Source organism: Limosilactobacillus sp. (genome assembly GCF_022651205.1).
In the GTDB taxonomy this organism is placed as follows: Bacteria; Bacillota; Bacilli; order Lactobacillales; family Lactobacillaceae; genus Limosilactobacillus.
Genome location: NZ_JALCQI010000033.1, coordinates 1 through 15,197, shown reverse-complemented (window position 1 = coordinate 15,197; position 15,197 = coordinate 1). Strand labels below are relative to the sequence as shown.

Here is a 15,197-nt window from a genome sequence, read left to right as displayed (position 1 = left end):
AATTGCCAAGTACCATTAGACATCTTGACAAAGGTAATGGAGCCGTTAGAAGAATCAGCTTGAAGTTGATGACCATCTTGGTCCACGTACTTAATGGTTTCAGTAACGGTCTTCTTGGTTTCAGTCGAAGTCGGCGTCGATGAAGCCTTTAAATACACAATAAATTCATCCGGCGTTGCACTAGCTGTTGAAATACTACCAAAATTATATGAACTAATCTTATTTTTATCGGCCGAAGCTGAAGGGGAGATAGGCGTTTCAGTATTACCTGATTTACTGTTAACATGGTCAATGCTATAGCCTTGTTCTATGAGATCTGCTAATTCTTGCTCAACCCCATTAAATGAAATAGCGGTACCAGATTTGCCTTGGAATGTAAAACCATCGGATGGACCAACAGTGTTTCCAGAATCGACGTCCTTAAATATTAACTTAGTTGTGATGTAATTAGATGGATCGTCACCATTTGGTCCTAAGTTAGATCCAGAATAACCAATTCCAGCGAGCCATGGACTTCCTAAGACGCCAGAAACATTTTTGGCAGTAGTGCCACTTTCATTTGAGACAGCAATTTTTATGGTATCAGTATCTTCCAATGCCTTTTTCAGTGTCTCATTTGAGGTGTTTGCAGATTGATTGTTGGCATTACCAAAATTCCCTTTTTTATTTGCTACAGCATTAGCAATGTCTTCTTCATAACTCTTAATGTTTTCTGGCATGGTGAATCCACTGGCGGAAACACTGATAGGAGAAATTGTGCCGTTCAATTCAACGTTTGGATTGGAGATTTTGACGTGATAAGTTCTGGTAACTACACCATTTTCGGCTTTTTCTTCGTGAGTAACAGTGACGTCACCATCTGTTAATTGTGCACCTTTAGTATCTTTGTCTTGGGTTAAGATATTATTATTATCTGCGATTGGGTTAGATAATTCATGAGTGTGATAATGAGCAAAAATATTTTTAATTTGATTAGCAAGATCCGCATCGCTAGTCCAGTTGTAAGTTAAATATGGGTTTTGACCAGCGACTACAGTGATTGCAAAATTATTGCTTGCACTCTCCGAAGAATTCTTTGCTTTAGTAGCAACAACTACTTGTTCAGAATTATGCCAATTGGTGTCTATCTGAACATGATTATCCTTATCCCAAGTTCTGTTAGTTGAGTAACCCATACTAGCACTATTAGTTTGATTACCTTGAAGAATATTTCCACGATAGATATATTTTCCACCAATAGTTAAGCCACTAGCGCTAATTTTTCCGCCGATATTAACGTCATTAGTTGGGGTATAAGCAAACACTTCTTGATTTTGACTCTTGTCACTGGTGTATTGGTAAACAATGGTCTTACCATAATTGTGATCGGTTGTTGAAGTAGGCTTTTTTATGGAAGGATCTGCATTCCCCGAATTCCACCTTAAGTGAACGGTATCAGTAAAGCTTGAACTAGAATTACGGAAGAATTGATTGACTGCAGTATTGAAGACAAGACGATAGTAGCCATCCATCTTAAAGATATGACCGATAGTAGTTCCCTGATATTTGACATCAAAACCATCACTTAATTGGCTATCATATGAGAGAACCTTTCCGTCTTGTAATGGGAGGCCAAGATGGAAATCTAAATAATCACCATCTTCAACATGATGAGTTAAGCTAATGGTTGCGTTTAGCTGTTCGTAACCACTATTTGTTGCATCGCCAGGATGGAGATCAACAGAAGAACTAGTTACATTGAAATTAGTTAGGTCAATGGCTTTTTTACCAGGTAAAACAGTATAGCTTTCAGATCCGCCTGCTTCAGACCATTGTTTTCCATTTAGAGTGTAAATACTTTTAGCAACGTGATAATCAGTGCCATTAGTAAGGTGGATAGTAGGGGAACCAGCGCCTGCTAAAGCTTCGCCACCTTCTTTAGCATCACCATATAATGCAGAAATTAGTGGCAAGTAACTCATATCAGCATAGCTATATGCTCCAGCGTATTTCTCATCGACAGTCATTGTTGCAGTAGCATATAATCCGGTCCAAGCAGGTGACGTTTTAGTAGTAACTAAAAATACTTGTTCACCGTTTGGTCCGACATTTCCTAAATCTTGAGTACTTTTAATAGCATTTGCATCACTCCAGGTGAATGTGTCTGTTTTAAATCCAGCTGGTAATAGCAATAAGTATTGTGGATCTTTGATTGTTGACTCGCCATAAGTACTGATACGGTATTTGATTTCTTGGGTATCTCCGGCTTTATATGGTGTGCGCTTATTAGCAGGATCTAATTTACCTTCTGGATCAAACCAGACAGTTCCGGAAAAAGTCGGAATTTTTTCTTCAGCCTTATTTTCAGCAAAAGCCTTATTTAAATCTTTAGTGTTAATTGCTGAGCTAGTATTAACTTTTAAGCTAGTAGACTCATTGGTAGCATTATCCTTCTTATTTGCAGCGTCAGAATTTTGTACTACTGCTTTATTACTTGTTTCTTCATTGTTAACACTTGATGCTACTTGCTCGGTTGCTTTTGAAGGAGTATCAGATGAAGAAGCGGGAGTCTTATCAGCCGATTTTTGAGGAGCAGATAAGGTTACTTCTTTTGCGCTTGCGGGACTGGAAGAATCTTTAGCAATACTACTTGTTTCTTCGTTATTATTTGTCGGCACATTATCCGCAGCTTGAGCAGTTGATGTACCCCCCCATATTAAGAAAGAGCCCAGCAAGACTGAGGTAACACCGGTCGTTAGCTTACGAATACCAAAGTGTTGTTGAACTTTACTTGTACTTTCAATTAACTTTTTTCTTCTTTTATCTATACCCTTACTCATAACCTATCACACTCCCAATTCATAATACCCTTTAATTATAGCATCGATAATAAAAAGTATCTTATAAAGATGGAAGAAATTAGTACATTATTATTCCTACAATTAATCACCTTTAAAATGACTTGTCTGTATTTAAACAAGAGAGGTACAATAAAACCGACTATGTCTAGAAATGACTATTTGGAGGGTTAACTAATGAAAGACGGTTTCAAAAATAAATTTTTAATTAGCACTGCTGTCTTAGCCGGAATCACGTTAGTTGGGGCAACGAATACTGCTCATGCGGCAGATAATGTACAAGAAATAAACGTCGCTGGTCAGTCAACCGCTAATCAATTGAAAGCTAAGTTAGCTAACGATCAACAATCTGTTAATAATTACCAACAAAAGGTTACTCAGGGTCAGCAGAATGTTGCTAGCGATGAAGCGGCATTACAAAATGCTCAAACTGCTCAAAAACAAGGTCAATCAACCTTGTCCGCTGCTCAACAACGCCAACAAGCTGCGCAAAGTGCGTACGATCAGCAAGCCGCTGATGTTCAAGCTAAACAAGCTGCAGTCGATCAAACTAAGCAGGATCTATCCGCTGCTCAGGACGAACTAAGTACTGCCCAATCTAGTGCTGGTTCAGCTTCTAGTTCTGCATCATCAAGCAGTTCAGCTGCTACTAGTTCTTCAGCAAGCACTAGTGAAACTACCAGTGGCTCATCAAGTACCAGTAGTAGTGCATCATCTAGTGCTAGTGGTAGTAGTGCCACTTCCGCTGGTTCTAGCGCTACGTCTAGTTCATCATCAGCTAGTTCTTCTGACTCAGCTGCCGCCCTTCAACATGCTCAGGCCGCTGTTCGGGATGCTCAATCAAAGCAAGATGCAGCACAAACCGCCTTTAACCAGGCAAGTGCTGATGTAGCCGACAAGAGTGCCGCCGCTGAAAGAGCTCAACAAGCTGCTAAACAGGCTAACCAAAAGGTAAGTGCAGATCAAAGTGCGGTTGACACTGCTCAACAAAAAGTAACCGACTTACAAAAGGTTGCGCATACAGATGTTGCTGCCCTTCAACAAGAGGTCAATCAGCTTGAAGAAAAACTCCGGAACGATCAACAAGCAGTTACAGATGCACAAACCGCATTAGCTCAAGCTAAGACTGATTTAGAAACGGCTAAGCAAGCGGTGAACAAAGCAAGCGATGACCTAACTAAGGCTCAACAAGATGCTAAGGCTGCTCAGGACAAACTCAATGCTGATCAACAGGCCGCCCAAGAAAAACAACAGGCTGCTCAAGATGCCAAGAAAGCAATGGACCAAGCTAAGGCCAAGTTAGATGCTCTAAAGAACGGCACTGCTAGTGAAAATGATCCAATTGCTCAACAAGCTCCGGCTAAGGTACCGGCAGGGTTTGCAGAAGGAATGGCTGGGTATGTTTTGGGTGGAACTAACACTCAAGGCAATATTGATTATGCTCGTAAAGCACTAACAGATAATGGCTTTGATCCGGATAATATAAATGGAGTTAGTTTTGTTGGATATTACGATAAAAATGGGAACCCTGTATACCAAGCAAAATACAAGGATAATTTTCAACATAATCAAGCTGATCAAGCAACCATCCTTAGTTATGATGGTAATAAATTAATGTTGACTAATTCTCAGAAGCAAGAGCTGACTTCATATGTGGCTAATATTGTTAACCGAATTCGACAAAATGTTCAATCTCAGCCTGATGGTCAAAATTATAGTCTTGGGTTCTTAAAGGTATCACCGTTTGCTACTCAGTTAGGAGAAAAATTAGTTGATTCAGCCTATAATCACGGCTGGGACAAAGCAACTGAGAAAGTTAAGACAGGATCACCACATAATCCGGATGGGCTGAAAGAAGTAGCTAATCAAGCAGGAATAAATACTGGCTTTGTTGGTGAAAATATGTCTAGTGGTAAGAATTATCAAGGTACAGCACTTTTGATGCATGTTTCAGGCCAAAATACCATTAGTATGGACGCAGTTAAAGAAAGCTTATATATCACCATTATGTCCATGATGTACAGCGATAATTATGGGAAGCCAGGATTTGGTGGCCACACAACTGCCTTCTTAAATGATCCACAAGAAGGAGAGAATCACACCTTTAATTACATAACCAAGGATCCAAAGGTTAATCAATATCTAGCTGTTTCCTTTAATGATAATGATGGCTCGGTTCACTTCAACTTCATCAGCGACGCCAATGCCACTCCTGAAGTTAAGAAGAATTTAGCTCAGGACGCTACAACACCGGGAATTGATCAACAATCAAGCGTTAGTCAAGATGACATTAATGCCGCCCAACAAGACTATGATCAAAAGAAGGCTGCTTCCGAAAAGGCTGATCAAGAAGCTAAGACCGCATTAGAAACTGTCAAGAATGATCAAACCGAAGTGAAGAAGGCTTCTGATGCTGTTTCAACTGCTCAACAAAAACTTGATTCCGCCAAGAAAGCAGCTCAAGAAGCTCAAACGACTGTAAACACTAAGCAACAAGCAGTTACAGATACACAAAATACAGTTAAAACAACTCAGGGCCAGATTAACGAGAAGAAGACTGCTTTAGACGCTGCGGGCAAGTCAAAAGATGACCAGGCAAAAGAATTGCAACAGGCTCAAAAAGACTTACAGACAGCTAAGGACACGTTAACTGCTGATCAAAAGCTTCGACAGACTAAGCAGCAAGCAGCCCAAGATGCTCAATCAGCTTTGAAGAAGGCACAAGATAATCTCGCTACAAAGAAGACTGCCTTGGATAATGCTAAGAAAGAATTGACAAGTGCCAAGGAGCAATTGAACCAGCTGGAAGAAAGTAACCTGAAGGGTAGTTTGGCAATGCGGCTTTTTGCCCAATCATATGCAAGATTGGCTGCAGCACTACCAAGTGAACAATCAAGTGACCTGTCCGCCCGTGTTAGTCAACTTCAACAAAAATTGAGCGCTGATCAAGCAGCACTCGAAAACAGTCAAAAGGCTTTAGCAACGAAGAAAGCCGAATTGGATGCCGCTAATGAAGCTCTTGCAAAGATTCAGGATGGTGCCACAATTGCTGACTTAGAGGCACAGCTTGAAAAGGATCGGCAGCAATTAACTCAGGACCAAGCAATCTTAGTTAAGCACCAACAGGCTGTTAAGGATGATTTGGCAGCTCTTGCTCGACTACAACAAGGAACTACTGGTTCACAAACCACTGATCAATCAACTGATGAAACTATTTCAAGCGGTTCTACCGGATTGTCAGGTCATCACCAAAATGGCAGCGTAGTTACTACTGGTTACCAACCGACTATCGGCGCAGCTTCAACCGCAACTGTAGCCTTCCCTGGAGAAAGTGTTAATGCTTCCACTATCCAGCACAAAACACCAAGTATTACCATTAGTCACAAGGCCCAATCACGGTTGCCACAAACTGGGAACGCAGATAATCAGACTGCTCTAGTCGGTCTTGTCCTAATTGAGATGATTTCATTGTTTGGCTGGGGTGCTTTGAAGAAGCAAAACTAGTCTCTTATCTTTACCTTACTTATATTTTGATAAATGAATTTTGACATTACCAAAATAAGGGATTACAATATCGTAGTAAGCAGTGTTTAGGAACACTGGCTTAACGATTAGTTAATACCCGATAAATTCAAAAAAGAGTAAAGTGAGGTTAGGTAGCAGATGGTGACTGAAGAAGAACAACAATTAACTAATGCTTTGACCGCTAAGTCAACGCGGACAATTATTTTGGTTAACGTTGACGGTACCCAGCAGGAGATTAAACAAACAGTTCGTTTTCAACGAAGCAAGGTACCGACAGCGAATGGTCAAGTAACGTATAGCCAGTGGGTTGTTCAACCTGACTCACCAAAAGCGTGGGCTGAGTTCGATGCGCCTGAGATTGCTGGCTGTGCACCTGATCGTGCAGTTTTGCCTAGTGAAGAGGTTAATGCTTGGACTCCAGATTCAAAGATCGTGATTGTTTACAATAAGTTTGACAATGAACGGTTGGACGATCGCTATACCAAGACGCAATCACGGGCACCACTAATCCATCGCCCTGCTGAGCCAAAGAAGACGAATGTTCTTCATGGCTTGGGACTTCGGGTTGCTGGCTTGACCTCACTGTTTGGTTTGCGGAAAGCAAATTAAATCAATAATTATTAAATTAGCGATTGCTAAATAACGCCAGATGTAATATGATAATGGCGAATATAAAACACAGATGCATTTCAAGTAGATCATGAAGAGAGGCAGCGGGTGGTGCAAGCTGTTGATCGAAACTCCGATGCAGAAATATGTGGGCGGGTAATGCCGCACGGTTGATGACCGTTATCCATCGCGAGGGTGACGTATTTAAACGTCAAACTTGGGTGGTACCGCGGAACTAAGAGCCATTTCGTCCCAAAATATTTTGAGGATGGAATGGCTCTTTTTGTTAGGAGGATACAATGTTAGATATTAAGAAGATTCGTAAAGATCCAGAATTCTTTAAGCAAAAGTTAGCTACCCGTGGCATTAAGGCTGAGGAAATTGACGAAGTGCTTGAACTTGACCAGAAGCGTCGTGATTTACTTCAAAAGACCGAAGCTTTGAAGGCTCAACGGAATGATGCATCAAAGAAGATTGGTGAAGCTAAGCGGAATGGTGAATCCGCTGACGATGCAATCAAGGAAACCCGTGAATTGGGTGACCAAATCAAGGAACTCGATGAAAAAGTTGAGGCGAATGATGAAGTCTTCCATGATAAGATGTCCCGCTTGCCAAACATTCCTCATGATGGGGTTCCGGTAAGCTTGACTGAAGAAGGTTCCGTTGAATTACGGAAGGTCGGCAAGATCCGTGACTTTGACTTTACTCCAAAGCACCACTGGGATGTTGGTGAAAACTTGGGGATTCTTGACTTTGATCGTGCGCGGAAAGTTTCTGGTGCTCGGTTCGTCTACTATCTTGGCTTAGGGGCACAGCTTGAACGGGCCGTCTACAACTTCATGCTTGATGAACACATGAAGGATGGTTACACAGAAGTATTGCCACCATACATCGTTAACGCTGCTTCAATGTACGGCACTGGTCAGTTCCCGAAGTTCAAGAAGGGTGTTTATCAAGTTAACGGTGAAGACATGACCTTGATTCCAACTGCCGAAGTTCCATTGACTAACTATTACCGTGGTGACGTTATTCCTGAATCTGAATTGCCAGTTTACGTTACGGCCTTAACTCCTTGCTTCCGTTCCGAAGCTGGGGCCGCTGGTCGTGATACCCGGGGATTGATTCGGATGCACCAGTTTAATAAAGTTGAAATGGTTAAGTACACGAAGCCAGAAGATTCATGGGATGAATTGGAGAAGATGACAGCTAATGCTGAAAACATCTTGAAGAAGATTGGCTTGCCATACCACGTCATCACATTAACTACTAGTGACATGAGTTTCACTGCTTCTGAAACCCATGACCTTGAACTGTGGATGCCTGCTCAAAACAAGTACCGTGAAGTTTCAAGTTGTTCTAACTGTTTGGACTTCCAAGCTCGTCGGATGCACACCCAATACCGTGACGAAAATGGTAAGCTTCAATACGTCCACACTCTAAATGGTTCAGGCCTTGCCGTTGGTCGGACCGTTGCCGCAATTTTGGAAAACTACCAAAACGAAGACGGCTCCGTAACCATTCCAGAAGTCTTAGTTCCATACATGCACGGTGTCACTAAGATCACCAAAGAAAACGCGGTACCGTTTAAAAAGTAGAGTGCGAACCGCGACGGACTAGCCACCGAGTACTAAAGAATCCCGGACGATGATTGTTTACAATCAAGTACGGGATAGTTAGACGGAGGTGGCGGTCACGGTGAGCAGATCTTGGCTATGTAAAAGTAGAATTGTTAGCTCGAGGAAGTTTGGGCTGAGCACGTTTTGGCTATGTCACAGTAGAACTGCTAGACGGAGGTGGCAGTCGCGGCAAGCAGATCTTAGCTGTGTTTCAGTAGAAACTAATCACACCTAAACATAATAACTAAACCAGAAGTAACTCTATCCAAAAGGCAGTGACTTCTGGTTTTCCTTTTAAAATTAGTTAAAAAACTCATTTTTTCCGTTCTTTATATATAAGGAGTCGAAAAGATGTAAGCCCGCGTTTGCAACAATTTTTAGACGTGATTGCTAATCGTAAAGTTGATGCTGATGATCATTTCATCGTACAATTAAAGAAAAGGATCGCATTTGTCAAGCATAATAAGAAGTGGAGGGCGGAATATATGCGTTTGTCGTTATATGAAATGGATCGTCGCCATGGGTTGAAAGTCGCACGGCAAGAAGGAAAAAAAGAGGCAATTCTACAAGTCACAAACTTATTCATCAATCAGCAATTGCCAGAAGAAAAGATCATTGCTAATTTAAAAGAAGCGTATGGCTTAACGGATGAGGAAGCTGAGCAATACTATAAACGGTGTTTGAAATAATAGGTAAAAAATTAGTAGTCTTAGTTGGTAGTAATGCCAATTAGGACTACTTTTTGAATTTAAAGTATAAAGAAGTATAAAAGTAGATTTAAAGTATAAAAGAGTATAAAATAAAATAAAAAGTATAAAGGAGTATAAAAATGGTGGAGAAGAATCCTTTTAATCCAAGCTTTGGGCGAGTCCCTCGATTGTTTCTGGATCGTAATAAGATTGTGAAACAGCTTGAAGAAGATATCCAAGATCCAGACAGTCCATTTTTAACTACTCTTATTTATGGAATGCGTGGATCAGGTAAGACAACACTTCTAACAGACATCAGTCATAGCATGATGAAGCACAATGATTGGTTGGTTGTTGATTTAACGATGGGAAAAAGATTCATTCCAACGTTGATTGAATCAGTTTATGCGCAAGCAGACAGTAGCCTAAGAAAGTTAATTACCGGGATCGATGGAATAAGACTGAGTACAAACGGACTAGAGATTGACTATAATCATCGAGATACGCTATCTGCTAATTTGCCATATCAAGTTTTGCTAGAAAAAATGGCGGAGATGTTAAAAAAGCGTAATCTATCGTTATTGATAACGATTGATGAAATTAGTTCGACACCTGAATTACGGGAGTTTACTGGGATTTATCAGTTATTACTTAGGAATGATTACCATATTGCTCTGCTAATGGCTGGGCTACCAAATAAAGTGTCTGAATTACAAAATGATGAGTTACTAACTTTCTTATTACGTAGTCAGAGAATCTATCTTGAACCACTAAGCTTACTAACTATTAAGCAGAGCTACCGTCGAGCATTTAATCGAAACGGACGAACGATTGATGATGATACCCTTAACCAAATTACAAAGATGACAAATGGTTATGCATATGCGTTTCAATTGCTAGGATTTCTATTATGGCGGACAAAAGAACCGAAGATTACAGAGGCAGTAATACAGAAAATTTTGCCAGACTATCAAGCTGACCTTTATCGAAATGTATATATAAAAATGTATCAAGAATTGTCAGACAAGGACCGGGAATTCGTTAATGCAATGACGGAGAGTAATGAGACTAGCGTTAAAATGGCTGAAATTGCGAAGAAAATGCAACGGGACAAAAATTATGTGTCAATTTATCGGCGTCGTTTATTAGATGATCAAATTATTACAGCAACCAAGTGGGGTGAGGTTGCGTTTACGCTGCCGTTCTTTGCTGATTTTGTTAAAGAATATCAAACACTATATTGAGAGAGAAACTTTGATGTTTAAGATGAATGTCAAAGCTTTTTTGATTAAAACACCAAAAATGAGAATGTTCTCATCAAAAAATAACCGTCCAAAATCACACTTAAGAAAATTAACCAAATTTGGGTACTCAGCCTTTAAAAAGTTTTGTTTAAATCGCTATCATCTTGGATAAACACACGGTTCACTTAAAACTATTCACTTCTTTTTGACTGAATGATATTGTATTACCAACGTTAAAATTTGATTAAAGAGGAGTCGGTATAGATGCAAAGCAATCATTGGAAAATATTTTTAGCTACCTTAACGGCAGTTCTAGGAATTGTCATTGGGTGGCAGGTAATTGAACCACAGACGGCATCTGCCGATGAACAAACGTATACTTTTGCGACGAACAACACCTTTGAACCATTCGAAATTCAGGATAGCAAGGGTGGCTATTCTGGGAAGAATCCTGGGATTGAAATTGAAATCTTAAAGAAGATCGCCAAGCATGAGCACTTTAAGTACCGTCTAAAGGCGATGAGTTTTAACGGTGACCTGCAAGCCTTGGAATCAGGCCAAGTTGATGCCGTGATTGCCGGGATGAGTGTTACTGACGAGCGGAAAGCCAAGTATGACTTCTCAACTCCTTACTACACTGACGGGGTTGTAATGGCAGTTGCCAAGGACAGTAACATTAAGTCAATGAAGCAGTTGAAAGGGAAGACCGTTTCAGCTAAGTCAGGAACTAGTGCGGCATTATACCTAAAAAAGAACCAAAAGAAGTATGGTTACAAGATCCGTTACTTCGATTCTTCTAACACTATGTGGAACGATGTGAAGACTGGGAACACTGCAGCAACCTTTGATGATGGTCCGGTTCTTCAATACGGAATTAAGACTGGGGTACCACTAAAGATTGTTACCAAGAAGCCAATTGATGCGCAACCAGTTGCCGTTGGTTACCAAAAGGGCAAGAACCTGGAACTCCAAAAGAAAGTTAACGATGGAATTAAATGGTTAAAGGATACTGGTCAATTAGATCAAATTATTAATAAATACACTAAAGGTAACGGGACAACCAAGACTACCGCTGCCGACCACACGATTTTAGGATTATTAAAGACTAACCGAGAAGCACTTCTTCGTGGTTTGTGGATGACGATTGAACTAACCGTTGTCGGAATTATCTTTGCGATGATTTTTGGTGTAATTCTTGGTGTCTTGGGTGTCGTTAATAATAAGTTTGCTAATGGCGTTTCAAGTACCTTAATCTACATCTTCCGGGGGATCCCAATGATTGTTTTGGCCTTCTTCATTTACATGGGGGTTCCAAACGTGATCGGTCATAAGGTGCCACTATTCCTTGCCGGAATCTTAACCTTGACGTTTGATGAAGGGGCCTACATTGGAGCCATTGTTAAAGGTGGCTTCGAGTCAGTTAGCCAAGGACAGTGGGAAGCAGCCCGAAGTCTAGGTCTACCTTACAGTAAGGCTTTAATCAAGGTTATTGCACCACAAGGATTCAAGTTAATGGTACCGTCATTGGTTAACCAATTCATCATTACCTTGAAGGATACTTCAATCCTGTCTGCAATTGGTGTGATGGAATTAACCCAAACCGGGACCGTCATTATTTCACAAAACATGGAAGGTTTCAGAATGTGGACAATCATCGCGGTAATCTACATTATCATCATCACCCTGTTGACATGGTTATCAAATTACGTACAAAAGAGGATGGCTTAATATGGATAAAAAGTACAAAGTACAAGTTAAAGACTTACACAAGAGCTACGGCAGTAACGAAGTGTTGAAGGGGATTAACCTGAATGTTAAGCCAAATGAGGTAGTTTGTATGATTGGTCCCTCTGGTTCTGGGAAGAGTACCTTCTTGCGGTGCATCAATAAGCTTGAAGAACCAAACAGTGGCCATGTTTATGTTGATGGTTATGACATTGCTGATCCAAAGGTTAATATTAATAAGGTTCGGCAAAAGATTGGGATGGTTTTTCAGCACTTTAACCTTTTTCCTAATATGAACGTTTTACAGAACGTCACGTTAGCACCAGTTGAATTAGGTAAGATGAGTAAGGATGAAGCAAAGAAGGCAGCCATGCATTACCTAGACATTGTTGGTTTAAGTGAAAAGGCCGATGCCAATCCTACCAAACTATCTGGTGGGCAACAACAGCGTGTCGCAATTGCCCGAGCACTAGCAATGAAGCCCGATGTAATGTTGTTCGATGAACCAACAAGTGCCCTTGATCCAGAAATGGTTGGGGACGTACTTGAGGTTATGAAGCGGTTGGCTAAAGAAGGGATGACGATGATTGTCGTTACCCACGAAATGGGCTTCGCTAAGCAAGTCGCCGATCGCGTTGTCTTCTTCCACGATGGCGACATTCGCGAACAAGGCACCCCCGACCAAATCTTCAACCACCCCCAACACCCCGACACCAGGAACTTCTTGGATAAGGTGTTAAATGTGTGAGTGCTCGCCAGCAGAGGACTTGCGGAAAGCTAGCAATTTCTCCTGACGAAGGCGACTTGCGCCTAGGAAGGAGGTTGCTAGCTCTAGCAAGTCCCTGGTTCACCCCAACGTTATGATCATGTATCATTAAAACTTTTCAAAAGTAAGTATGATTCTCATCATATTAGGGATGATTAGGCTTACAAAAGACGAAAATTTGAATAAAAATTCAAGTTATTGTTTGACATTAGCGTCAAAATCATTATAATTATGAGTAATCTTTAATGTTAGTGAACAGAGATTCCGATAATCGCTGAAATTCGGAACTAACAAAATGGCATGTACGTTTGAATGGGTGGTTCCTTTATCAACTAAGAGGTAGTTCATTAAATTGGACTATAAAGATGGGTGGAACCGCGTTAAAAGGACGTCCCTGGCATAATAAGCCAGGAACGCCCTTGTTTTTTTGAAAGCGATATATGCAAAAGATGAAAGTTTTATTTAAGGAGGCAGATTATGGACGAACAGCAACAACAAAAGCTAAAGCGCTCATTGAAGAGTCGACACGTAACAATGATTGCCATCGGGGGTGCAATTGGGACTGGACTATTTCTTGGTTCAGGGAAAGCAATTCAGCAAGCCGGACCAGCAATTATTCTTTCGTACTTAATTGTCGGGATCTTTTGCTTCTTTATGATGCGGGCGTTAGGGGAATTAATCCTCGCTGATACCTCTAAACACTCATTTATTGATTCAGTTAAGGAACACCTTGGTGACCGGATGGAATTTGTTGCCGGGTGGATGTACTGGGCTTGTTGGCTCACGTTAGCGATGGCTGACTTGACCGCTACCGGGATCTATTTGAGATACTGGTTCCCAAGCTTACCGCAATGGGTTGGACCGCTAGCAATCGTGGTCCTGCTGATGTTGGTTAATATGGTCAATGTTGGATTATTCGGTGAACTAGAAAGTTGGTTCTCAATGATCAAGGTGATTGCGATCCTGGTATTAATCGCAATCGGTGCAGTGATGCTATTGATGCACAGTCATATTGAAAATCGAACGGTTGAGTTAAGTAACTTAGTTAATCACGGTGGCTTCTTCCCAACCGGACCAATGGGCTTCTTAATGTCCTTCCAGATGGTTGTCTTTGCCTTCGTTGGAATTGAAATGGTCGGTTTGACTGCCGGTGAAACGAAGAACCCACAAAAGGATATCCCGAAGGCAATCAATACTTTGCCAGTCCGGATTGGTTTGTTTTACATCGGTTCAATGATTGCCATGATGGTAATTTACCCATGGACCCAAATTAAGACAACTTCCAGTCCATTTGTTCAGGTGTTTGCGGCAATTGGTATTCCGGGTGCTGCTGGAATCATTAACTTTGTAGTGTTAACCGCCGCAATGTCCGCCACAAACAGTGCGATCTTTAGTACTAGTCGGTCACTATATTCACTTGCTCGGAGTGGAAATGCGCCAAAACGATTCGGTGAATTAAGTGCAAAGGCAGTCCCTAACCACGCATTGACTTTTTCATCATTGATTCTCTTTATCACGGTAATTTTGAACTACATTATGCCAGCCGGAATCTTTGATGTAATCGCCGGAATCTCAACGATTACCTTTATCTTTACGTGGATTATCATCTTGGCAGCTCACATTAAGTATCGGCAAAAGAATCCAAAGGGTGTTAGTTACTTCAAGATGCCAGGTTTCCCAATTACTAGTTGGTTAACAATTATCTTCTTCCTGGCCGTCTTAGTAATCCTTCTCTTCATCGATTCCACCCGAATTCCACTAATCCTTTCTATCTTCATCTTCGCCGCCTTAGCATGGGGGTATGGGTTGAAAAAATAGAGTGCGAGCCAGCAGAGGACTTACGGTTGGCTAACGATTTCTTCTGGCGAGGGCGTGGCTTGTCACGTCTAGCCAGAAGGTCGTTAGCTCTAGCAAGTCCCTGGCGAGCAGTTCTTGACTATGTAGTAGTAGAAACTCGGGCGAAGCACGTTTTGACTATATAGCAGTAGAACCTCTAGCAAGTCCCTGGCAAACACGTTTCGGCAATGTTGCAGTAGAACCGCTCTAGAAAATCCAGCCAATTCAAAAGGCTCTACGTCAAGTAGTGTTGATCAGAAAATTTTCGCTTTACATTGTAAAATTGGTCTAAAGGAATCATCTATGAGGATGGTTCCTTTTAACTTACCTGAATTTGTTTTCCGATAATT

General features: G+C 41.1%; 9 protein-coding genes. 8 read left to right on the top strand and 1 reads right to left on the bottom strand.

Annotation, left to right across the window (positions count from 1 at the left end; translation table 11 throughout):
- The coding region (locus LKJ51_RS06630; RefSeq protein WP_291980204.1) for a YSIRK-type signal peptide-containing protein at positions 1–2,819 on the bottom strand (2,819 nt) is incomplete at its 3' end.
- A gap of 195 nt (positions 2,820–3,014) precedes the next feature.
- Between LKJ51_RS06630 and LKJ51_RS06625 the strand changes: the two genes are divergently transcribed.
- The 8 genes from LKJ51_RS06625 to LKJ51_RS06590 all read left to right on the top strand — a co-directional run bounded on the left by LKJ51_RS06625 (position 3,015) and on the right by LKJ51_RS06590 (position 14,829).
- Entirely contained in the window at positions 3,015–6,341 is a 3,327-nt protein-coding gene (locus tag LKJ51_RS06625; RefSeq protein ID WP_291979049.1) for an SEC10/PgrA surface exclusion domain-containing protein, read from the top strand.
- A 159-nt stretch (positions 6,342–6,500) separates the two neighbouring features.
- Positions 6,501–6,971, top strand: coding sequence for a mucin-binding protein (locus LKJ51_RS06620; RefSeq protein WP_291979051.1), 471 nt, complete (start codon positions 6,501–6,503; stop codon positions 6,969–6,971).
- Between the two features lie 299 nt (positions 6,972–7,270).
- A complete protein-coding gene (gene serS, locus LKJ51_RS06615) occupies positions 7,271–8,566 on the top strand; it encodes a serine--tRNA ligase (RefSeq protein ID WP_291979052.1) in 1,296 nt (431 codons plus the stop codon).
- 386 nt (positions 8,567–8,952) lie between these two features.
- The gene (locus LKJ51_RS06610) at positions 8,953–9,276 is read left to right on the top strand and encodes a hypothetical protein (protein ID WP_291979054.1); all 324 of its coding nucleotides are present in this window, start codon (positions 8,953–8,955) and stop codon (positions 9,274–9,276) included.
- Between the two features lie 140 nt (positions 9,277–9,416).
- Entirely contained in the window at positions 9,417–10,520 is a 1,104-nt protein-coding gene (locus LKJ51_RS06605; protein WP_291979056.1) for a P-loop NTPase fold protein, read from the top strand.
- A gap of 264 nt (positions 10,521–10,784) precedes the next feature.
- Positions 10,785–12,248, top strand: a complete 1,464-nt coding sequence (locus tag LKJ51_RS06600; RefSeq protein WP_291979057.1) for an ABC transporter substrate-binding protein/permease — start codon at positions 10,785–10,787, stop codon at positions 12,246–12,248.
- Between the two features lies 1 nt (position 12,249).
- Complete coding sequence (locus LKJ51_RS06595; protein WP_291979059.1) at positions 12,250–12,993, top strand: amino acid ABC transporter ATP-binding protein; 744 nt, start codon at positions 12,250–12,252, stop codon at positions 12,991–12,993.
- A gap of 495 nt (positions 12,994–13,488) precedes the next feature.
- Positions 13,489–14,829 (top strand): amino acid permease, encoded by a 1,341-nt coding sequence (locus LKJ51_RS06590; protein WP_291979060.1) that lies wholly within the window; start codon positions 13,489–13,491, stop codon positions 14,827–14,829.
- Positions 14,830–15,197 lie beyond the last annotated feature (368 nt).

What these genes read in the sequence shown, in the direction of transcription:
- LKJ51_RS06625 (WP_291979049.1), top strand. Translation starts at nt 3,015, where the DNA reads ATGAAAGACGGTTTCAAAAATAAATTTTTAATTAGCACTGCTGTCTTA.
- LKJ51_RS06620 (WP_291979051.1), top strand. Translation starts at nt 6,501, where the DNA reads ATGGTGACTGAAGAAGAACAACAATTAACTAATGCTTTGACCGCTAAG.
- serS (WP_291979052.1), top strand. Translation starts at nt 7,271, where the DNA reads ATGTTAGATATTAAGAAGATTCGTAAAGATCCAGAATTCTTTAAGCAA.
- LKJ51_RS06605 (WP_291979056.1), top strand. Translation starts at nt 9,417, where the DNA reads ATGGTGGAGAAGAATCCTTTTAATCCAAGCTTTGGGCGAGTCCCTCGA.
- LKJ51_RS06600 (WP_291979057.1), top strand. Translation starts at nt 10,785, where the DNA reads ATGCAAAGCAATCATTGGAAAATATTTTTAGCTACCTTAACGGCAGTT.
- LKJ51_RS06595 (WP_291979059.1), top strand. Translation starts at nt 12,250, where the DNA reads ATGGATAAAAAGTACAAAGTACAAGTTAAAGACTTACACAAGAGCTAC.
- LKJ51_RS06590 (WP_291979060.1), top strand. Translation starts at nt 13,489, where the DNA reads ATGGACGAACAGCAACAACAAAAGCTAAAGCGCTCATTGAAGAGTCGA.